Source organism: Nocardia sp. GP40, assembly GCF_050434125.1.
Taxonomy (GTDB): Bacteria; Actinomycetota; Actinomycetes; order Mycobacteriales; family Mycobacteriaceae; genus Nocardia; species Nocardia albiluteola.
This window is the reverse complement of record NZ_JBNPVW010000018.1, coordinates 149,094-169,154: the sequence shown is the minus strand read 5'-3', so window position 1 is coordinate 169,154 and position 20,061 is coordinate 149,094. Positions and strand designations below refer to the sequence as shown.

General features: G+C 67.4%; 19 protein-coding genes and 1 pseudogene. 14 read left to right on the top strand and 6 right to left on the bottom strand.

Features of this window, described 5'->3' with window-relative positions:
* Positions 1-156: 156 nt before the first annotated feature.
* Positions 157-753 (top strand): hypothetical protein, encoded by a 597-nt coding sequence (locus tag ABH933_RS39215; RefSeq protein WP_429419323.1) that lies wholly within the window; start codon positions 157-159, stop codon positions 751-753.
* 406 nt (positions 754-1,159) lie between these two features.
* Here the strand turns inward: ABH933_RS39215 and ABH933_RS39210 are convergent, their stop codons facing one another.
* Entirely contained in the window at positions 1,160-2,008 is an 849-nt protein-coding gene (locus tag ABH933_RS39210) for an NAD(P)H-binding protein (protein WP_429419325.1), read from the bottom strand.
* A gap of 80 nt (positions 2,009-2,088) precedes the next feature.
* Between ABH933_RS39210 and ABH933_RS39205 the strand changes: the two genes are divergently transcribed.
* Positions 2,089-3,060 (top strand): AraC family transcriptional regulator, encoded by a 972-nt coding sequence (locus ABH933_RS39205; protein WP_429419327.1) that lies wholly within the window; start codon positions 2,089-2,091, stop codon positions 3,058-3,060.
* A gap of 257 nt (positions 3,061-3,317) precedes the next feature.
* Positions 3,318-3,725 carry a hypothetical protein gene (locus ABH933_RS39200; RefSeq protein WP_429419329.1) on the top strand — a complete coding sequence of 136 codons (408 nt, stop codon included), beginning with the start codon at positions 3,318-3,320 and terminating at the stop codon, positions 3,723-3,725.
* A gap of 157 nt (positions 3,726-3,882) precedes the next feature.
* Here ABH933_RS39200 and ABH933_RS39195 read toward each other — a convergent pair.
* Both ABH933_RS39195 and ABH933_RS39190 read right to left on the bottom strand, forming a co-directional pair.
* Positions 3,883-4,290: pseudogene (locus tag ABH933_RS39195) on the bottom strand (response regulator transcription factor).
* Complete coding sequence (locus ABH933_RS39190; protein ID WP_429419331.1) at positions 4,281-5,501, bottom strand: sensor histidine kinase; 1,221 nt, start codon at positions 5,499-5,501, stop codon at positions 4,281-4,283. Before ABH933_RS39190 ends, ABH933_RS39195 begins: the two are co-directional and overlap by 10 nt.
* Before the next feature lie 345 nt (positions 5,502-5,846).
* Here ABH933_RS39190 and ABH933_RS39185 point away from each other — a divergent pair, with 345 nt between their 5' ends.
* The 7 genes from ABH933_RS39185 to ABH933_RS39155 all read left to right on the top strand — a co-directional run bounded on the left by ABH933_RS39185 (position 5,847) and on the right by ABH933_RS39155 (position 12,566).
* The gene (locus ABH933_RS39185) at positions 5,847-6,530 is read left to right on the top strand and encodes a CPBP family intramembrane glutamic endopeptidase (RefSeq protein ID WP_429419333.1); all 684 of its coding nucleotides are present in this window, start codon (positions 5,847-5,849) and stop codon (positions 6,528-6,530) included.
* Between the two features lie 551 nt (positions 6,531-7,081).
* Positions 7,082-8,062: an LLM class F420-dependent oxidoreductase gene (locus ABH933_RS39180; RefSeq protein ID WP_429419335.1), complete on the top strand. Its 981-nt coding sequence runs from the start codon at positions 7,082-7,084 to the stop codon at positions 8,060-8,062.
* A 210-nt stretch (positions 8,063-8,272) separates the two neighbouring features.
* Positions 8,273-9,433, top strand: a complete 1,161-nt coding sequence (locus ABH933_RS39175; RefSeq protein WP_429455241.1) for a sensor histidine kinase — start codon at positions 8,273-8,275, stop codon at positions 9,431-9,433.
* Positions 9,430-10,095, top strand: coding sequence for a response regulator (locus ABH933_RS39170; RefSeq protein WP_429419339.1), 666 nt, complete (start codon positions 9,430-9,432; stop codon positions 10,093-10,095). The genes ABH933_RS39175 and ABH933_RS39170 overlap by 4 nt, the downstream gene beginning before the upstream one ends.
* Before the next feature lie 65 nt (positions 10,096-10,160).
* Entirely contained in the window at positions 10,161-11,759 is a 1,599-nt protein-coding gene (locus ABH933_RS39165; RefSeq protein ID WP_429419341.1) for a nitrilase-related carbon-nitrogen hydrolase, read from the top strand.
* Positions 11,641-12,090, top strand: a complete 450-nt coding sequence (locus ABH933_RS39160; protein WP_429419343.1) for a hypothetical protein — start codon at positions 11,641-11,643, stop codon at positions 12,088-12,090. The genes ABH933_RS39165 and ABH933_RS39160 overlap by 119 nt, the downstream gene beginning before the upstream one ends.
* Positions 12,036-12,566 (top strand): SDR family oxidoreductase, encoded by a 531-nt coding sequence (locus ABH933_RS39155; RefSeq protein WP_429455244.1) that lies wholly within the window; start codon positions 12,036-12,038, stop codon positions 12,564-12,566. Before ABH933_RS39160 ends, ABH933_RS39155 begins: the two co-directional genes overlap by 55 nt.
* Before the next feature lie 115 nt (positions 12,567-12,681).
* On the opposite strand, the gene ABH933_RS39150 is transcribed toward ABH933_RS39155, so the two are convergent.
* Entirely contained in the window at positions 12,682-13,284 is a 603-nt protein-coding gene (locus ABH933_RS39150; protein ID WP_429419345.1) for a muconolactone Delta-isomerase family protein, read from the bottom strand.
* Positions 13,285-13,328: 44 nt separating this feature from the next.
* Between ABH933_RS39150 and ABH933_RS39145 the strand changes: the two genes are divergently transcribed.
* The 3 genes from ABH933_RS39145 (at position 13,329) to ABH933_RS39135 (ending at position 18,229) form a co-directional block, all read left to right on the top strand.
* The gene (locus ABH933_RS39145) at positions 13,329-13,592 is read left to right on the top strand and encodes a thiamine pyrophosphate-binding protein (RefSeq protein WP_429455239.1); all 264 of its coding nucleotides are present in this window, start codon (positions 13,329-13,331) and stop codon (positions 13,590-13,592) included.
* A 475-nt stretch (positions 13,593-14,067) separates the two neighbouring features.
* The gene (cobN, locus tag ABH933_RS39140; protein ID WP_429420174.1) at positions 14,068-17,706 is read left to right on the top strand and encodes a cobaltochelatase subunit CobN; all 3,639 of its coding nucleotides are present in this window, start codon (positions 14,068-14,070) and stop codon (positions 17,704-17,706) included.
* Between the two features lie 133 nt (positions 17,707-17,839).
* A complete protein-coding gene (locus ABH933_RS39135; protein ID WP_429419347.1) occupies positions 17,840-18,229 on the top strand; it encodes a PPOX class F420-dependent oxidoreductase in 390 nt (129 codons plus the stop codon).
* A 59-nt stretch (positions 18,230-18,288) separates the two neighbouring features.
* On the opposite strand, the gene ABH933_RS39130 is transcribed toward ABH933_RS39135, so the two are convergent.
* Both ABH933_RS39130 and map read right to left on the bottom strand, forming a co-directional pair.
* Positions 18,289-18,672: a PPOX class F420-dependent oxidoreductase gene (locus ABH933_RS39130; RefSeq protein WP_429419348.1), complete on the bottom strand. Its 384-nt coding sequence runs from the start codon at positions 18,670-18,672 to the stop codon at positions 18,289-18,291.
* A gap of 236 nt (positions 18,673-18,908) precedes the next feature.
* Positions 18,909-19,676 (bottom strand): type I methionyl aminopeptidase, encoded by a 768-nt coding sequence (gene map / locus ABH933_RS39125; RefSeq protein ID WP_429419350.1) that lies wholly within the window; start codon positions 19,674-19,676, stop codon positions 18,909-18,911.
* Positions 19,677-19,774: 98 nt separating this feature from the next.
* On the opposite strand from map, the gene ABH933_RS39120 reads away from it, so the two are divergent.
* Entirely contained in the window at positions 19,775-20,038 is a 264-nt protein-coding gene (locus ABH933_RS39120) for a helix-turn-helix transcriptional regulator (protein ID WP_429419352.1), read from the top strand.
* Positions 20,039-20,061: the final 23 nt, after the last annotated feature.

The following is a 20,061-nucleotide window of genomic DNA, read 5'->3' as shown; positions in this document are numbered from 1 at the left end:
GGCGGACATGTGGGTCCGGGCTGGTGGGCATGATTTCTCCGGATGGGCGGACGTCTGGGTCTCCGGGACACGCCTGAGTAAATGCGAAACGGGATCTCTTCAGGCGAGTTGGCTGGCGGTGTGTGATCGCTCGCCAACTGCGTCGAAGGGATCCCGTTGACCAAGTCTGACAGGGAGATCATGGAGATTCTGGAAGCGTTCGATCTGACACGCTGCGGGCATTCGGCGGCAGTGCTGTCGGGAGTAGATGAGAAAACGGTGGCCCGGTATGTCGCGATCCGCGACGCGGGCCGCGATCCGCTGGTGAAGCTGCCGCGGCCGCGGTCGATCGACCCGTTCATGGGCAAGATCAAGGAGTGGGTCGACAAGTCCCAGGGCAGGGTGCGCGCGGATGTGGTGCATCAGCGGTTGGCCGCGATGGGGTTCACCGGCACCGACCGATCGACGCGACGTGCGGTCGTCGCGGCGAAGAGGGCATGGAACAGCGGTCACCGCCGGGCATGGTGCGAGCGAGTCAACGCGCGCCCGCATCGCGAGACTGGGGTCGCGCCGGTGGCCCGGTTGAGTATCGAGCGTGAGCATCTGCATGTGCTGCCCGATGAGCCGCATGCCATCGTCCTGGGCGAGGAGCGCCTGGTCGGCGACGATCAGACGATCCGGTGGGGGTCGGTGCGGTATTCGACTCCGGACGGGCATCAAGGCGCCAAGGTGTGGTGCAGGGTCGCTGGCAGGTCATCGCGACATTGCCGGTGACTTCCTCGACATGACGAAGGACCGCCAGGTGCCGACGCACCTCGCGGTCCAAGACAGGCTCACTCACCCGAATCTCCTTACAGCTCAGGGGATCCGAGTGTCAAGCATCTCCGTCAGTTTTATACGACACAGGAACTACTCGCGCGGCGAAAGCCAGCGGCAACGGCGGCATGGAAGCGCTCTGCATCCTCAAAACCGAGGCTGTCCGATGTCGTGTTCCGAGCCATGATCAGCGACCTCCGATCATCCGAGTCTGCCACCGCCGGTTGACAGAGGAGCAAGCGACAGTCCTGCATATGGGTGAGGTTTCCGGTAGGTGGTTCAACGAACAATCCGAGACCTCGTGACCGGCGTGGCGGTGGCGGGGGAAGAAAGCGGACGCCTGCCGAAGTGGACGAAACGTGGCCTATTCGCCCGGCGGGTTCCAGATGCCGGTGGCGGCCACTGTTTTCGCGTAGTCGGCGAAGTCGCGTGGCTCCCGGCCCAGTGCCCGCCGTACACCGTCGGTGGTCGGCGTGTTGCGGCCGTCCATGACGGTGCCGAAAAGGTAGTCCAGCAGGGTGATCACGTCGGAGGGAACCTGGTATTCGGTGAGCGCGGCGACGAATTCGGGGCGCGACACCGGGACGAAGGCAATCTCGCGGCCGGTGGCGGCCGCGATCTCGCCCACCGCGTCGGCGAAGGTGAGGGCGCGGGGGCCGGTGAGTTCGTAGAGCCGGCCGTGATGCCGGCTGTCGGTCAGGGCGGCGGCCGCGACCTCAGCGATGTCGTCGGCGTGTACGAACGGTTCCGGCACATCGCCGTTGGGCAGGGCGAGCGCTCCGGCCCGGATATCGTCAACGAACGCGCCCTCGTCGAAGTTCTGCATGAAGAAGCTGCACCGCACCACGGTCCAGGCCAGGCCCGAATCCTGCACGATCCGTTCACATTCCACGGCCTCGGGCTCGCCGCGCCCGGAGAGCAGGACCACCGACCGGACACCCGCGGCCCGGGCTGCGGCGACGAAGGCGTGGACGGTCTCCGGCGCACCGGGGACCGCCAGGTCGGGCTGGAACGCGAGGTACACCGCGCTGACGTCGGCCAGGGCCGCGTCCCAGGTGCCGCGGTCGGTCCAGTCGAAGGGAACGGTGGCGGTGCGCGAGCCGATCCGGACCCGGGCGCCGACCGCGTCGAGCAGGGCCGCGACGAGCCGTCCGGTCTTTCCGGTGCCGCCGGTAACGAGGTGCAAGGGCTGGTTGATGCTGTTTTCCGTCATGCGTTCAGTACACCAGCGCGCGGGCCGTGGCGACATCGTCGAGGCGCTCGCCCGCATACGCGGGCGTCCACGCTGAAGCCGTGGATGTGTTGGCCGGTCTGCTCGAGGGTACGCGCGCACGGGGTGCATTCCTGATGTGCTCGCTGCTCGATCCGCCGTGGTCGCTGCGGATCCAGGATGAAGCGCCGTTCACCCTGGTGGCCTTGATTCGCGGAACTGCCTGGGTGCGTGCAGATTCCGCGCCACCGCGACAGCTGACCGCCGGTGACATCGCGATCTTCCGTGGGCCGCGGCCGTATACGGTCGCCGACGACCCGGCGACCGCACCGCAGATCCTCATCCGCCCCGGCCGGGTGACGACCACTCCGGACGGTGAAATCCTCTGCGAGAAGTCGAGTCTCGGCGGGCGGCAGTGGGGTACCGCCGCCCAGGGCGCGACGATGCCGGTGACCGGCACCTACGAATCCGCCGGTGCGGTCAGCCACCGGCTGCTGCGCACGCTGCCGGACGTCGCGGTCTTGGCGCGCGGTGAGGTCGACACCCGCCTGCTCGACCTGCTGGTCGACGAGGCCACCGTGGATCGGCCGGCGCAAGGTGCGGTGCTGGACCGGCTGCTGGATTTGCTGCTCATCGCCGCGTTGCGGGCCTGGTTCGACCGCGCTGACGCCCCCACCTGGTACCACGCCTACAGCGACCCGCTGGTCGGCAAGTCGCTGCGCCTGCTCCAGCACAATCCCGCCCACCCTTGGACCGTGGCCGCGCTGGCCGAGGCGGTCGGCATGTCCCGGGCGGCCCTGGCCCGCCGGTTCACCAACCTGGTCGGCGAACCTCCGATGACCTTCTTGACCGAATGGCGGTTGTCGCTGGCCGCGGATCTGCTCGCCGAATCCGATGCCACCGTCGAATCCATCGCCCGCCAGGTCGGGTACGGCACGGCCTTCGCTCTCAGTTCCGCCTTCAAGCGCCACTTCGGCATCAGCCCCCGGGACCACCGCTTCCATATCGGCGTCTCTGATTCTGTTGTACGGCAGTCGGATTCGACGCGCGGCTAGGTTCTGTTCCGAAGTGAAGTGCCGCAGCCACTGATTGATGACAGTGATGTGGACGGTAGCCGGCATTGGGCGAGGAGGCATGCTGGGTGGTGGACCCAGTTGACGGGTAGAGCTCAGGATGTCACCGCTATCCGAAACTCCATGCGCAGGTGCGAATTTCGGTGGTGGGGACGTCTCGGCGGTGTCGCAGACGCCACCCTGGGTTGGGGAGGCAGCACTACTGTGTGGGTGTGCTGGCGTGTCTACCGTTGGCGATCATGACGCACAGTAATGAACCGCGGGCCCGATTCGCAGCGGGTGTGGGCATCACTGCCCTGATCGCTGCCATCGCCGCGATACTCTCCCCCCAGGCCGCCGCCGGAGAAGTAGCCCCTGGGCTGAACTGCGGCGACGACTACAGATGCCATAACGACACCGATGACACTTACCGTGTGACCTGGCAGATGAACTGCACAACCGGCATGGGACAACGGGCCACCAGTTGGGTCGGCCCGCACCGGACCGAGGTGTTGCGGCCCTCCTGCCCGACGGACTGGAAGCCTGGTTTCGGACATGATTTCACCCAGTGGACAACGGGTCGCCCACGCAGCATCGAATACCTCGGCGCGCAGGTGGACAACGATCCTGCCTCACACGAGCCGACCCCAGCCGGGTCCGTTGGCTGAAATGACACCGCCTCCGAACCGCTGCTGAGACTCGCCGACGGCTCGATCGCGCTCGAGTTCCACGGCCACCACGGTTCCCGGACCACCGAACCCGCCAAGTTCCAGCACGCCGACATGCTGGAGTGACAGCCTCTCTCGGGCGCTATCCGGGCGGCATCTATCGACTGAGGTAGGCCAGCACGGCGAGGACCCGGCGGTGGCCGGTTTCTTCCGCCGGCAAATCGAGTTTGGTGAAGATATTGCCGATGTGTTTGAGGATGGCGCGTTCGGTGACGGTGAGTTTTCGGGCGATCTCGCCGTTGGCATAGCCCTGGGCCATCAATTCGAGGACTTCACGTTCTCTCGGCGTCAGGGTGGAAACGGGGTCGTGGAGAAGACGAGTACGGGCGGGCCGGGAATTTCCGAACGCACGCGCAATGCCGCGCGGATGCCTTCGTGGCGGAAGGTAGGAGGCCAACGAGTCGCCGTCGCCGGCAATCGCCACGACTTCATCGCCTACCTCCTCCAACAGCAGCGAAAGTCCCTGAGCGAGAACGACATTGTCCTCAGCGATCACTATGCGCATGGGCACTCCGCTCGCAAGATCGTCGGTCCTCCCGCGGGACTGTCCACGGTGAGAACACCATCAAGTGCTTCCAGTCGCCGCCGCATGCCGGACACACCCGTGCCGCCGGACTCGTCGACGCCGCCACGCCCGTTGTCGCGTATCTCGATCGTGACGGATTCGCGGATCGCGCGGATGTCGACCAGTGCTGCGGTGGCGCCCGAATGACGGGCGATGTTGGTGATCGCCTCGGTGACCACGAAATAGACCGCCGCTTCCACTGCAGCAGGCGGGTTCTCGATGGTCTCGACCCGCACACGAGTGGGAACGGTGCAACGTGCCGCTGCGGCGGACAGGGCGCCGTCGAGTCCGTAGTCGGACAGGACCGGTGGATATGTGGTGCGCAATACGGTCCGCAGCTCGGCCATCGCGGCTTCCGCGCCGTCGCGCGCTTGCTCCAACAGCGGCGCGACCGCGGCTGGATCGCGTTGCAGCACACGCAGTGCCAGTCCCAATCGCAGTGCGAGGGCGACCAGGTGCGCCTGCGTGCCGTCGTGCAGATCGCGCTCGATGCGCCGGAGGTCCGCAGCGTGTGCGTCGATGGCCCCGGACCGGGTGCGCCGCAGTTCGGCGACCTGTTGCGCCATGCGCCCTCGTCTACTCGCTCGTAGGCCCGCCCACGACAGCCACAGGCCCGCGCGAGCGACCCTCGGCCCACAAACGACGGCCGCCGCCACGGTGATGACCAACTGCACGACTCCCGCCGTGAACGCCGACATCCACCCGGTGATCGGGACATTGGCGATGATCCGGATGGGGTCGTCGGCCGGGAACAACCACCACAGCCACACCGCCGCGAAGCAAAGCAACGGCAACACGAACAGTGCGATACCCAATACACCCAGCAGAGTTCCGCCGAACAGCATGATCACGGCCCATCGCAACTCGCGCCATACCGCTGGGTCGACCACGAGCGCGGGCAGCCACCGGAAAGGCCGCCCTGTCTGCGGTTCGCATCTTAATCCCAGTGACACGCCCAGCCTGCGGCGTTCGGCATCCGCGATCCGTCCGAGAAGCCGTAATTGTGGTGGCACGAGTACGAATCCAATGCCCACAACACACGTGACCGCGGTATAGGCCATCGCGGGCACCGCGATGATCGCGTAGAGGCCAATCCCGAGCGTGACCGCACTGGCGCGCACCCCGCCCCACACACGATCCCACCGCAACACACCAGACACCTCGAGAGTCTCTCATCCCGGCTCAGCCACCGATGGTGTCGCAGGCTCCACCATCGGCCGGGGTGCGCACGTCACCGCGCGACCACCGTGACGTGCATAGCGTTGCCGAGTGTGACGAATCAGAGCGAATTGCGTTCCGCCACTGGAGATCATCGAAATGATCCGATCAGGCGGGCTGTCCGGGAGCTGTGGTATTTCGTGCCGGCCGCTTATATCGGCGCATGGTTGGTGGCGTCGCCCTTGTGGCTGTCGGGATTCCGGCGTGCGGCGCCGTCACAACATGCGGGGCCGTTGGTGGCGGCATGCCTGTTCACCATGATGGTGGTCCCAGCCGCGGTGGCGATCGTGCTGACTCGACGGCATCATCCATGGCGCAGCCTGCCGCGGATCCTCGCGCTGGGCCTGCCCCGTTCGCCACGGCGAGTCCTGCTCCAATGCCTGTACGCCAGCATGGCTTTGCCTGCGATCACTGCTGTGGGCTTGATCCCCGCAGCAGTGCTCGGTACGTATCGACCGACATGGTCGGATTCGTGGTGGTCGTTGCTCGCGCTACCGGTATCGGCGCTGGTTTCCCTTCCGCTGTACCTCGGCGAGGAGATCGGTTGGCAGGGATACATGATGCCGCGATTGACACTTCGCTTCGGCACTGTGGCGGGCATCTGCCTTGGCGGCGTGCTGTGGGGTCTGTGGCATCTGCCGATGACTGCGCTCGGCGGCAGCTATCCTGGCCATCCGCTGTACATCGCGATCCCGGTGGCCGTGGCCGTCGCGGTCGGCGCAGGCGCCTTGATTGCCGTCATCCGGATAAAGACTGGTTCGGTCTGGCCCGCAGTGGCAGCCCACGTCGGATTGAACGAGTTCGCGCTACCACTGCCAGGACTCACCGCTTCCCCCGATCACGTGCCCGACCCCCTGCTCGTGGGGCCGCTGGGCTTGCTCACTTTGCCGATCCTCATCATCGCCTCGAGCGCCGCCCTGCGCACCGTCCGCGACGTGCGTCGCCCCGACACCTCACGGTGACCAGACGTGTCGGCTCGCTGCGGCCGAGCCGGGGCGACACGAGTGGTTGAGCTGGTGTCGTGAACAAGGGCACCAGGGTTCGCGATCAGAACCAGGGGGATGTGGTCGCCTGGTAGGACGACCGGCCGGCCGGGGCGCTACGCCCGGCTGGCCCGGTGGACGCCGAACCGGCGCGGTCAGCGGCCTGTTCCGACCTGCCGGCCGTCCCGACGGACTGGTCGTAGCCTGCTTCATCGACTGCCCCAGCGTGCTGACCGGCGGCACCTATACCGTCGCACCGGCACCGACCTACGGGCACCAACCGCTTGCGGTAGATCCAACCCGGATTCCTCACCGCCGCCGAGGCCAACGAACAGTGTGCGTCCCAAGACATCACGGGGGCCAACGCGATCTGGTTGCACAACCAATCGCTGTGGCTTGCTGGGGATTGGTTGTTTGATTGGCTGCCGCATCCCCTGATTTCATTCTGCTGGTCAACGTGGGGTTGTCCGGACGAGGCGATGCACCGGCACGGTTCTCCGACGGCCCCCACCAGCGATCCGAGGAGAACCATGGCAATCCGGCTGGGCTACGTCATTCCTGCCTTCGACTATGCGGTACCGGTGAAAGCCCTTTTCCCGACGGTGATGGCGCAAGCACGCCGCGCCGAGGCCGCCGGCTTCGATACCGTTGCGGTGATCGACCACTTCTCCCAAATCCCGCACTGGGGCCCGCCTGACGCACCGATCCTGGAGTCTTATACCACCCTGGCAGCCTTGGCGTCGGCCACCTCGACGGTGCAACTGACCGCCCTCGTGACCGGCAATACCTACCGCAACCCAGCCCTGCTGGCCAAGATGGTCACTACCCTCGACGTGATCAGCGGCGGCCGCGCACAGCTCGGCATTGGAGCAGGCTGGTACGAGCCCGAACACCGGCAACTCGGCTACGACTTCGGCACCACCGGCGAGCGATTCGAGCGACTCGCCGAAGCCCTGCAGATCATCGAGCAGATGCTGCGCACCGGACGCTCCACCTTCACCGGAACCTGGTACGACACCGACAACGCCATCAACGAGCCGCGCCTGCGTGACGACCTGCCCATCCTGATCGGCGGTGGCGGCGAGAAGAAGACCTTCGCCCTGGCTGCGCGGTACGCCTCCCATGCCGACATCATGGCGCTGCCGGCGGAACTGCCCCGCAAACTCGAGGCGCTTCACCAACGTTGCCGTGAACAACAGCGCGACCCGTCCACCCTCACTACCAGCGTCTTCGGCACCGTATTTATTGCCGCCGACCGCACCACGGCTCACCGACACCACCAGAACTACATGCACGCCCGCGGCTTCGACATCCTGTCCGACGACCTCCGAGCATCACTCACCTCCACCCATTTCGTCGGCACCCCCGACGATGTCGCCGAACAAGTCCGCACCCGCGTCCTGGCCGCCGGAATCAACGGATTCACCGCAGCAGCCCCCGTCAACGGCCACGAACCGGACACCATCGAACTCATCGCCCAGGCACTGCGACCACTCATACCCACACACTGACCGGGTCCGCACGGCGACGAGAGGAGACCGCCCCGCCCACGATGAGAGCGGCCGACGCCGTCGTGGTCGTCCGCCTCGGCCGCCCGGACTGGTGCGTTTGTTCGGACAGCTCCGCCATGGCCGCTCGCAACGATCAATCTCGCGAATGAGAGGCGGATCGTCCGCATAGGGGAGGCGCGGCGGCGCGGTACCAGGGAGACTCGACGGGCTATGGGTGTTCGCGAAGGTGGTGAGGTGATGCAAGCCCAGGAGAGGCTTGCCGGAAGGACTGCGGAGCGGTTCCGGCAAGCGCCAGGGTGGATGGTCGATGCCGCTATCACCGTGCTGGTGACAGCGGCGACAGTCGGACCACAGATCGCGGAGGGGCGCGCCCCATGGGTGATCGGGCTGGCGCTGGTGGCGTCGGTGCCGCTGCTGTGGCGCAGGCGTGCACCGCTGCCCACTCTGGGTGTGGTCGGCACCGGGATCATCGCACTGGCCTGTGTGTACGCGTTGCCAGTGCTGCCGTATGCGACCGTGGTGTGCGCGTACACGATCGCCGCCTACAGCGGGGCCGCCGTGCGGCTGGTCGCGGCGGTGACCGGGGTACTGGGCATCGTCGCCTCGCTGGTCCTGCCCGGCGAACCGATCGAGGCCTACGGCTATGCGGCACTGTCGTTCCTGACTGCGTGGACGCTGGGCACGGGTGTGCGTGCACGTCACACACAGATCGAGCTGCTGCGAGAGCGGGCACTTCGCGTCGATGAGGAGCGGGTCGCGGTGGTAGCGCGTGAGCGAGTACTGATCGCCCGCGATGTGCACGATATCGTCACGCACGCGCTGGGTTTGATGATCGTGCAGGCCGAGACCGGCCCGCTGCTCACCCGCGCCGATCCGGATCGGGCCGACGCCACCTTCGCCGGTATCTCGGATACCGGCCGTGCCGCGGTCCACGAACTGCGGCTCAGCCTCGCCAGCATGCGGGACGGCTGGGATGATGCGCGCCACCAGCCCGGTATCGCCGCGATCCCCGACCTCGTGAGAATGTGCGGCCGCGGCGGCGTGTCGGCGACGTTCCACGAAAAGGGCGGGCGCCGAGCAGTATCGGGAGAGGTCGATGTGACGGCGTACCGAGTGGTGCAGCAGGCGTTGACCAACACACTCGAACATGCGCGTGCCGAGCATGCCGACGTCGAACTGCACTGGTCGGCAACACAGCTCACAGTACGAGTCAGCGACGACGGTCGCGGGCGACATGACACCGTGCGCACGGGATCCGGCCTGATCGGTATGCGCGAACGTGTCGAATCCTGCGGTGGTGTATTGCGTGACAACGGCTCCGGCTCCGGTTTCACTCTCGTCGCCGAATTGCCGATCACCAGGGGCCTGTGACCATGCGAGTACTCGTCGTCGACGATCAGGACCTCTTCCGCGGCGGCTTCGCCATGATCCTGTCCGCCCAAGCTGATATGACGGTGGTCGGAGAGGCCGCCGACGGGTTCGAGGCCATCGAGAAGGCCGAGGCGCTGGCCCCCGAAGTGGTGGTGATGGATATCCGCATGCCACGTGTGGACGGGGTCGCGGCCACTGCGGCTATCTGTGCGCGCACGAGGGCGAAAGTGTTGGTACTGACCATGTTCGACGCCGACGAATACGTTTACGCCGCCCTGAATGCGGGTGCGAGCGGATTCCTGCTCAAGGACGCGCGCCGCGACGAACTCGTGCAGGCGGTCCGGGTGGTCGCCGCCGGTGAGGCACTGCTGTCACCGGCGATTACCCGCCGCCTGATCACCAGGCTGACCGAGCCGGGCCGCCCACGCCCGGAGCTGGCGAACCGCCTCGGCTGTCTGACCGACCGAGAACTTGACACGCTTCGTGAACTGGCGCGCGGCCAATCGAACGCGGAGATCGCCCGCGCGCTGACGGTCAGTGAGCACACCGTGAAAACCCATGTGAGTACTGTGCTTTCGAAGCTGGCACTGCGAGATCGCGTGCAGGCCGTGGTTTTCGCCTACGAGGCCGGACTGGTGATTCCCGGGCGCGATCACTCGTAGGAGCGATCCCCGATTCGCTCCCGTCGGCGATGCGTGAGGTAGCCGCGCCAAGCAGCATCGATGGAATGAAACATTCTCTGTCGGTTCCGATCGCGGTGGCGATCTCGGCGGTGTTGTGGCTGCTCGGCACCGGTCTGCACCCGTATCCCGGGATCGTTGCCCTGGCTCCGCTCCCGGTGTTGCTGATCGCCTCCCGTGTATCGAGCTGGGTGGCCTTCACTGCCGGGTTCGGTTCCTGGCTTCTCGGCGCGATCCCCTTCATTCCCTACTTCTCCAGCACACTCGAACAGCCGCCTCTACCGTCCATCCTGCTGCTCGGTGTCACGGCCACAACCTACGCCGGCCTGATCGCGCTGACCAGCACCCTGATCCGGCGCGGCCGACCCGGCTCGGCCGTACTCGCGTTACCGGCGGGCTGGGTTCTCATGGAATACCTGATCTCCATCGCCGCGCCGTTCGGCGCCTGGTGGAGCCTGGCCTACACGCAGGCGGATGTGCTGCCGGTGATCCAGGTCGCGGCACTGACTGGGCGACTGGGCATCTCGTTCCTGATCCTGCTGGTCCCCACGGTAGCGGCGATACTGATCGACGTCACCGTTCCGCGCCGCTCCCGCATTCGTTGCGCGGCCGTCGCGCTCACGGTGCTGATCGCGGTCGGCGGCTACGGATTCTGGCAGCTGTCCGGCCCCGCGGGTCGTGACCCGGTGCCAGTGGCCCTGCTCGCAGTGACACAGCCCGAGGACTACGTGCCGGTCGACAGCGCCGACGGCCGCGACATGATCACCCGGGCCGTCGCCGAGATCGACCGGCTCGCCGACCGCGGCGCCCGAATCGTGGTCCTGCCCGAGAAATCTTGGCGCGCCACCGAATCCACTCTGCCCATGCTGTCCGGCCCACTCAGCGAGGTGGCGGTGCGCCGCAATGTGGACGTGATCGCGGGCTTGATCTTCACCCGGGGCGGAACCGCCATCAATGCCGCGATCGACTTCCCGTCCGGCCTCGTCTACGCCAAACACCACCTGGTGCCGGGTTTGGAGTCCGCCTCGAGCGCAGGAACCGAACTGACACGGCTACCCGGCACCTCATGGGCACTGGCCGTCTGCTTCGACCTCGACTTCCCGGATCTGGTGCGCGCCAACCGCAATCACGGCGCGAGCCTGCTGCTGGTTCCGGCCTTGGACTTCCGAAAGGATCACTGGCTGCACAGTCGCATGGCCGTGCTGCGCGGCGTCGAATCCGGTCTCGGCACAGCCCGTGCCGCACAACTGGGCGACCTGGTCCTGAGCGACGCGCACGGCAGAATCCTAGCCTCCTCGAACACCGACATCACCCTGACCCGATCGGTCCTCGCCGACATCCCCCAGCCCGCCGGCCCCACCGTCTATGCCCGCTTCGGCGACTGGTTCGCCGCAGCCGCGGCACTGCTGCTCGCCATCGCCGTGCTCGGCACCTTCCGAAATCGCGACACGACGTCAACGGCGATCCCGAGGCTCGGCGTCGCGGGAGTCGCGATCGATCCGGCCCAGATCAAGGGGGGTGCTCCCGTTGCCGCTGGCGCAGTTGCGCGCCGGCCTGCCGGCCCTGGGCAACCCGGCGAATCTGCACAAGGCGGTATCGCTCACCAAACAGGAATTCCGCTTCGGCTTCGGAAGCGCGGTCAGTGATCAGGAGTCCGACGAGCTGTTCGATACGTGGACCGTGCCCTCGCCGGCCCGCCCGCTCTTCCAGGCTGCAGCGGCGAACTTTGTCCTGCACTCGCAGGCGGCGGTCGACACCGGCAATGCGGATCGTGGTCCCTTGCTTCTCATTTCGGGTCTTGAGGACCATACCGTCCGGGACGTGGTGACCCGCTCGACGTTGAAGCAGTACCGCGATTCCACCGCGGTCACCGAACTGCGGCAGTTCGAAGGCCGCGGCTATTCGCTCACCATCGTTAGCGGCTGGAAAGAGGTCGCGGACGCGGTCCTGGACTGGCTGGCGGACAAAGGATTCTGATACCGAACGAGGAGCACGGCTGTGGATCTGGGACTCACCGACACGCTTGCGGTGGTGACCGGCGCGAGGCCGATACCCGCCATGCCGGCGCCGACCTCACCGTTACCATCAGCTCGGTCAACGCCAAGCTGCCCGATCCGACCGTGATGGATTACAGCGCCGCCAAGGCCGCCCTCACCAACTTCAGCAAGGCCTTGTCGAAACAGGTAGGTGCGCAAGGTATTCGGGTGAACATCATCAGCCCCGGTCCGGTCGCGACCGACCTGTGGATGGGTGAGCAGGGTGTGGCCCGCGCCATCGCCGCCACCGCGGGCGGCGATCCGGACGATGTCGCCCGCACCGTAGCGGAGCAGACTGTGACCGGGCGGTTCACCCGTCCGAAGGATGTTGCCGCGGTATTTCTCTCCAGTTCGCGGGCGGAAAACATCACCGGATCGGACTTCATCATCGACGGCGGAATGATCACCACACTGTGACGGCGCAGGGTGCTGATCCCGGTCTCGGCAGCGGCGATCGTGGACCGACCGGCGGGCCGGGCCGCTGACCACAGGCCGTCGCGAACCGACGGCACGGTGCCGTGCGTGAACCGGGTCAGGTCCCGGTGCTCAGCGGGTCACTCGGGTGTGCCGACAGTGGCGTTGTCGTCACGATCATCCAGTCGTGCAACGGGAGTGACCGGAACGTCGAGGCCAGAACCGGCTCATCCGACGCGGCCCACAGGCCCAAGGTTCGCTGCTGCCCGGCCGCGGCCGGGAGCTTCCAGAGCCGGCGCAGAATGCCCTGCGTTGCCAGTTCGCCGGCGCGGGCGGCCTCGCGAGTCTCCCGATCCTCGATCGCCTCGGTCGTCGCATCCTCCGGCGTAGTGATCGTCATCGTCACGAGGAACTCCATCGATGGCGCCGCTGAGGTCCGGTTGCCGGGGTCGTTGGGATGTACCGCCAGGGGCGTCACCTCGTCAGTGCGCCAGACGCGCAACGGCATCGACGCGAGTTCGGTCTCGAGCTGGTCCGAGGTCTCGGCGGAGAATAGTCCGAGTGTCCGCCACTGTCCCGGTGCCAAGGGCGGCCGCCACAGCCGCAGCAGATGGCCCTCGCCCGCCAGTTCGTGCGCGCGGACTGCCTCGCGGGCCCGCATGCCGTCGACGGCATGCGTGAATCGAAGAGGAGCATTGACTGTGGCGAAGGTACTTTTCATCGTCAGCGGTGCCAGTTACTGGGTGGTGAAGGACGGTTCGCGGTATGCGACCGGTTACTGGGCCGAGGAGTTCGCGAATCCGGGGGGCGCTGCTCGTCACGAACGCTGTCGGCTCGATGAGTGCGATCAACGGGATTGCCGGCTGCTACGCCGAGCACGTTCCGGCGATCTGTATCTGCGGGTCGATTCCCCTCCGGTCGATCGATCGTGGTCTGGGGATGCACCACTCGATGGCCGACGGGACCTGGGACCGTTTTCTCAGCGCTTTCGCGCAGGTGACAGCCGAACACGCCAGGCTTACCCGGTGAGGTAGTGGTCGATCAGGTGGCTCCGTACGGTCGATGCCTGTCTCGCTCAGCCTCTCGACGCGCACCGTCATCGTTTGCTGCGTGACTGCTGTCCGCTGGTTCGGTCGGAATTCTCTCCGTGCGCTGCTACCGCAACACGCCGATAGTCCCGTCGGGGGCCGTATCAAGACGGCCAGAAGTTTGCTGGCGGAGTAGTTCTGGCCTTCTCTGTTGCAGTTTTGTTGATGTTTTGGCAGTGATGTGCAGTGATTCGGAGACAACCGGGGCGGGCCGGACACCGGTGACTCGGTACACCCGAGGTCAGAAGGTGTATCCGGGTCACCGGCCATCATCCGCGATCACGTAAGGTTTCGCAGAGCTCACCCTCCGAAGGAATCCGGTGCAATTCCGGTACGGTCGCGCCACTGTGACAGTCAGACCCTCTCGGCAGGCGTACACCCTGATGGGCGCGTTACCCCGAGGAAAGGTCCGAATCGTGATCCTGTTGCTGTCCACCTCCGACACCGACCTGCTGTCCGCGCGGGCCAGCGGGGCGGGCTACCGGCTGGGCAATCCGGCCCGGCTGCTACTCGAGGATCTGCCCGCCCTGCTCGAGGGCGCGGATCTGGTGGTGGTGCGCATCCTGGGCGGTCGCCGTGCCTGGGAGGAGGGGCTCGAGGCGGTGCGTGCCAGCGGAGTTCCGGTGGTGGCGCTCGGCGGCGAAATGGCGCCCGATGCCGAGCTGATGGAATGCTCCACCGTGCCCGGCGGTGTCGCGGCCGACGCGCACAACTATCTGGCCGCGGGCGGTGCGGGGAATCTGCTTCAGCTGTACAACTTCCTGTCGGACACGGTGCTGCTCACCGGTCACGGCTTCGAGCCGGCCGTCCAGCTGCCGAACTGGGGTGAACTGGAGCGCACGCCGCGCGCCGGGATCACCGGCCCGACGGTGGCGGTGCTCTACTACCGCGCCCAGCACCTGGCCGGGAACACCGCCTACATCGAGGCGCTGTGCGCGGCGATCGAAGGCGCGGGCGCCCGCCCGCTGCCGCTGTACTGTGCCTCGCTGCGCACCGCCGAGCCGGAACTGATCGACACCCTGCGCGCCGCGGATGCCCTCGTGGTGACAGTGCTCGCCGCGGGTGGCACCCGGCCCGCCACCGCCTCGGCGGGCGGCGACGACGAGGCCTGGGACATCGGCGCGCTGGCCGACCTGGATGTGCCCATCCTGCAGGGCCTGTGCCTGACCTCGGGGCGCGAGCAGTGGTCGGCCGCCGACGAGGGGCTGTCCCCGCTGGACGTGGCCACCCAGGTGGCGGTGCCCGAATTCGACGGCCGCATCATCACGGTTCCTTTCTCGTTCAAGGAGTTCGACCAGGACGGGCTGTCCACCTACGTCCCCGATCCGGAGCGGGCCGCCCGGGTGGCCGGCATCGCGGTGCGGCACGCGCGGCTGCGTCATATTCCGGTGCAGGACAAGAAGATCGCGCTCATGCTGTCCGCCTATCCCACCAAGCACGCCCGGATCGGCAACGCCGTCGGCCTGGACACCCCGGCCAGCGCGATCGCGCTGCTGTCCGAGATGCGTTCCGCCGGTTACGATCTGGGGGCCCAGGGGGAGATTCCCGGACTCGAGCAGGGCGACGGCGACGCACTGATCCACGCCCTCATCGCCGCCGGCGGCCAGGATCCGGACTGGCTTACCGCGGAACAGTTGGAGGGCAACCCGATTCGGATCGGTGCGGACGCGTACGCCGCCTGGTTCGGCACCCTTCCCGAGGATTTCCGGGCCGCGGTGGTCGAGGCGTGGGGCCCGCCGCCGGGCGAGATGTACGTCGACCGTTCGGCGGACCCCAAGGGTGAGATCGTCATCGCCGCACTGCGATTCGGCAATGTGGTGCTGATAGTGCAGCCGCCGCGCGGATTCGGTGAGAACCCGGTCGCGATCTATCACGATCCGGACCTGCCGCCGAGCCATCACTACCTGGCCGCCTACCGCTGGCTGGCCGACGCCGACGGCTTCGCCGCCGACGCGGTGGTACACCTGGGCAAGCACGGCAATCTGGAGTGGCTGCCGGGTAAGACGCTGGGCCTGTCCGCGTCCTGCGGCACCGACGCCGCGCTGGGCGATCTGCCGCTGATCTACCCGTTCCTGGTGAACGATCCGGGCGAGGGCACCCAGGCCAAGCGCCGCGCCCACGCCACCCTGGTGGACCACCTGATCCCGCCGATGGCGCGCGCGGAGACCTACGGCGACATCTCCCGGCTCGAGCAGTTGCTCGACGAGCACGCCAACATCTCCGCCCTGGACCCGGCCAAACTGCCCGCCATCCGCCAGCAGATCTGGACTCTGATGCGCGCGGCCAAGATGGACCACGATCTGGGACTGGCCGAGCGCCCGGACGAGGAATCCTTCGACGACATGCTGCTGCACGTCGACGGCTGGCTGTGTGAGATCAAGGATGTGCAGATCCGCGACGGGTTGCACGTGCTGGGCCAGGCGCCCACCGGCGAGGCCGAGGTGGACCTGGTCCTGGCCATGCTGCGCGCCCGGCAGCTGTGGAGCGGTGAGGATCACGTGCCCGGCCTGCGAGAGGCGTTGGGGCTGAGCGAATCCGGTGACGAGTCGCGCGAGCGGGTGGACGCGTTCGAGAAGCTGGCGCGCGAACTCGTCTCGGCGATGCAGGAGGCCGACTGGGACGTCGATGCCATCGACGCGCTCACCGAGAGCCTGTTCGTGAACGCCGCCGTCCCGGAAGGGGCGAATTCGCCGGAAGGCCAGAATGATCGGCGGGCCGCGGTTCGCCGAGTCCTCGGTTTCGCCGCGACGGAGGTGGTGCCGCGGTTGCGCCGGACCGGGGTCGAGATCTCACGCATCCTGCACGCGTTGAACGGCGGATTCATCCCGGCCGGACCGAGCGGGTCACCGCTGCGGGGCCTGATCAACGTGCTGCCGACCGGTCGCAACTTCTACTCGGTGGATCCCAAGGCCGTGCCCTCGCGCCTGGCCTGGGAGACCGGCCAGGCCATGGCCGACTCGCTGCTGGAGCGGTACCTCGCCGATCACGGCGGGTATCCGCGCTCGGTGGGCCTGTCGGTGTGGGGCACCTCGGCGATGCGGACCTCGGGCGACGATATTGCCGAGGTGCTGGCGCTGCTGGGCGTCCGGCCGGTCTGGGACGAGGCCAGCCGACGGGTCACCACCCTGGAACCGATCTCGCTGGCGGAACTCGGCCGCCCGCGCATCGATGTGACGGTCCGGATCAGCGGGTTCTTCCGCGACGCCTTCCCGCACGTGCTCGCGATGCTCGACGATGCGGTGCGCCTTGTCGCGGCCCTGGACGAGCCCGCCGAGTCGAATTACGTCCGCGCCCACAGTCGGGCCGACCTGGCCGAGCACGGCGACGAACGGCGTTCCACCACACGCATATTCGGCTCCAAGCCGGGCACCTACGGCGCGGGCCTGCTGCAGCTGATCGACTCCAAGAGCTGGCGCACCGACGACGACCTCGCACAGGTCTACACCGCGTGGGGCGGCTTCGCCTACGGCCGCGACCTGGACGGCGCGCCCGCGGCGGACGATATGCGCAGCGCCTATCGCCGCATCGCGGTCGCGGCCAAGAACACCGACACCCGCGAGCACGACATCGCCGACTCCGACGACTACTTCCAGTATCACGGTGGCATGGTCGCCGCGGTCCGGGCGCTGACCGGCACGAATCCGGAGGCCTACATCGGCGACAGCACCCGGCCCGATGCGGTGCGCACCCGCACGCTGTCGGAGGAGACCACCCGGGTATTCCGCGCCCGGGTGGTGAATCCCCGCTGGCTCGAGGCCATGCGCCGGCACGGCTACAAGGGCGCGTTCGAGATGGCCGCCACCGTCGACTATCTGTTCGGCTACGACGCGACGACCAATGTCGTGGCCGACTGGATGTACGAAAAACTTTCCGAGAGTTACGTATTCGACGAGACCAACCGCAAGTTCATGGAGCAGTCGAATCCGTGGGCGCTGCACGGCATCGCCGAGCGACTGCTGGAGGCCGCCGAGCGCGGGCTGTGGGAAGCGCCCGAGCGGGAGACGCTGGATCGGCTGCGGCAGGTGTATCTCGAGACCGAGGGTGAGTTGGAGTAGGGGTCCGCTCGCCTCGAGGCCTCGCCTGCGTCACCGGGTGCGTGATGGCGTGGTCGGTTACGTCCGTGGTCGTACCTGCGGGTGCGTCCGGGAGCGGATGTACCCGCGGGCGCTCGAGGCATAGCGTTGTGTCATGACATGGAACGAGCTGGCGCAGAGTAAATACGCGGTGCTGACGACCTATAAAAAGGACGGCACACCGGTCGGGGCTCCCGTGTGGATCGCAGCCGACGGCGACCGGATTGTGGTGTGGACCAATCCCAAGGCCTGGAAGGTCAAGCGGATCCGCCGCAATCCCGAGGTCACCCTGCAGGAATGCGATCGCCGCGGGCAGCCGGCCGGGGGTGAGGTGCTGAACGGCACCGCCGAACTCCTCGACGCGCCCGGGACCGAGCGGGTGCGCGGGCTGGTCGGGCACAAGTACGGGGCGCTCGGCACCGTGTTGATCCGGGCGCACAAGCTGTTCCTCGGGAGCGACCGCTCGATCGGCATCGCAATCACCGAACGGGCCGCCGCGGGGTAGTTGCGGGCAGTGCCTACGGCCGAGTCGGGCCCGAGGCGCTGGCCCTACCGTCCTGAAATTTATGCGTCGGCCGTGATTTCGATGCCTACGGTGCCGCCGCGCCCGCGCCGCCATTGGCTGCCGGTCACGATCAGCCAGCCCTGCAGCGAATACTTCCGCTTGATCAGCCCGCGGACCCGGTCGCCGCCGGCCTCGTCCAGGATCCGCGCGTTGCCGTTCACCACCGCGCCGCGAGTCTTGCCGCCGGCGCTGCACGGCTGCAGGGTCACCGCGGGATTGTTGCGGATCCGCTTGACCTTCCAGCTGTCGGTGACCGTCCAGACGTAGAGCTTGCCGTCGTCCAGGGCCGCCCAGAGCGGCGTGCCCACCGGTGTGCCGTTCTTGCGGAATGTCGTCAGCAGAACGTAATTCGCGGTGCCGATCGCGCCGAAGGGGTTGTCCACGGCCACAGCCTAGTTGGTTCGGAGGTGGGACGGCAGACATGCCTGGCGGTTCGGCCCGCCGATGCGTCGCCGATCCCGAGCCCGTCGATGCGGATTCCGCACGGCACAGGCGGCCAGCGGATCCCGACCGACGTCATTCCCCGTGGCCTGGCCGGTGTGCAGCGCCGATCTCGCTGGGCGATACGCATTCCAGAGCAGCCGATCCGGGCCGAGTTGCCGTGAGAGCGGCGGCAGTTTCAGGCCGCGAGGGTGAGGATCTGCGGCCCGTCGGCGGTGACGGCGATCGTGTGCTCGCTGTGGGCGGTGCGTGAGCCGTCGGCCGAGCGCAGCGTCCAGCCGTCGGGGTCGACGACGATCTTGTCGGTGGTGGCCGCGAACCACGGCTCGATGGCGATGGTCAGACCTGGCCGCAGGCGCAGGCCACGGCCCGGACGGCCGTCGTTGGCGACGTGCGGATCCTCGTGCATGGTGCGGCCCAGGCCGTGGCCGCCGAATTCGGTGTTCACCGGATATCCGTGTGCGCGGGCCACCGCGGAGATCGCGGCGGAGAGGTCGCCGATCCGGTTGCCGGGCACCGCGACCGCGATGGCCGCCGCGAGGGCCTCCTCGGTGGCGGTGGCCAGGCGCACGTCGGGCTCGGCGGGTGTGCCGACGATGACGGTGGTCGCGGCGTCGGCGACCCAGCCATCGATCCCGACCGCCAGATCCGCGGTCAGCATGTCGCCGTCGCGTAGCGCGTAATCGAACGGAAGTCCGTGCAGTACAGCATCGTTCACCGAAAGGCAGACGGTGTTGCGGAACGGGCCGCGGCCGAAGGAGGGCGCGTAATCCCAGTAGCACGAGACCGCACCGCGCTCCCGGATGCGCTCGCGCACGAACCGCTCGAGTTCCAGCAGATTCACGCCCACGCGGGCGCGCTCGCGCAGCGCCGCCAGCGTCTCGGCGACGAATTGCCCTGTCACGCGCATCTTCTCGATCTCGGCGGGCGTCTTCAGCTCGACCACGATGACCTCTCCTGTGATGGTATTTAAATACCACTGTAGCGCAGCCGGTATTTGTATACCACTTTGCGTTATTTTAATACCGGCCGTACGCTGGCCGCATGGTCCGACTGCCGCTCACCCCAGCCCAGATCGAGGCCGGTCGCCGCCTGGGCGCCTGCCTGCGCTCGGCCCGTGCCGGTCGGGACCTCGGTGAGGTCGCGGCCGCGGCCGGGATCTCACCGGAAACCCTCCGGAAGATCGAATCCGGCCGCCTTCCCAGCCCGGCCTTCGGCACGGTCGTCGGCCTGAGCCGCGCCCTGCACATCCCGCTGCAGGACCTCGCGGACGTCTGGCAGGCCGCGGCACTGGCCGAATCCGCATAATGGGCGCCGTCGGCGAAGCCGTC

Coding starts and splice junctions, on each gene's coding strand:
- ABH933_RS39200 (WP_429419329.1), top strand. CDS start 3,318: ATGACGCACAGTAATGAACCGCGGGCCCGATTCGCAGCGGGTGTGGGC.
- ABH933_RS39210 (WP_429419325.1), bottom strand. CDS start 2,008: ATGACGGAAAACAGCATCAACCAGCCCTTGCACCTCGTTACCGGCGGC.
- ABH933_RS39145 (WP_429455239.1), top strand. CDS start 13,329: ATGCGACCGGTTACTGGGCCGAGGAGTTCGCGAATCCGGGGGGCGCTG.
- ABH933_RS39180 (WP_429419335.1), top strand. CDS start 7,082: ATGGCAATCCGGCTGGGCTACGTCATTCCTGCCTTCGACTATGCGGTA.
- ABH933_RS39175 (WP_429455241.1), top strand. CDS start 8,273: ATGGGTGTTCGCGAAGGTGGTGAGGTGATGCAAGCCCAGGAGAGGCTT.
- ABH933_RS39135 (WP_429419347.1), top strand. CDS start 17,840: ATGACATGGAACGAGCTGGCGCAGAGTAAATACGCGGTGCTGACGACC.
- ABH933_RS39165 (WP_429419341.1), top strand. CDS start 10,161: ATGAAACATTCTCTGTCGGTTCCGATCGCGGTGGCGATCTCGGCGGTG.
- ABH933_RS39150 (WP_429419345.1), bottom strand. CDS start 13,284: ATGAAAAGTACCTTCGCCACAGTCAATGCTCCTCTTCGATTCACGCAT.
- ABH933_RS39120 (WP_429419352.1), top strand. CDS start 19,775: ATGGTCCGACTGCCGCTCACCCCAGCCCAGATCGAGGCCGGTCGCCGC.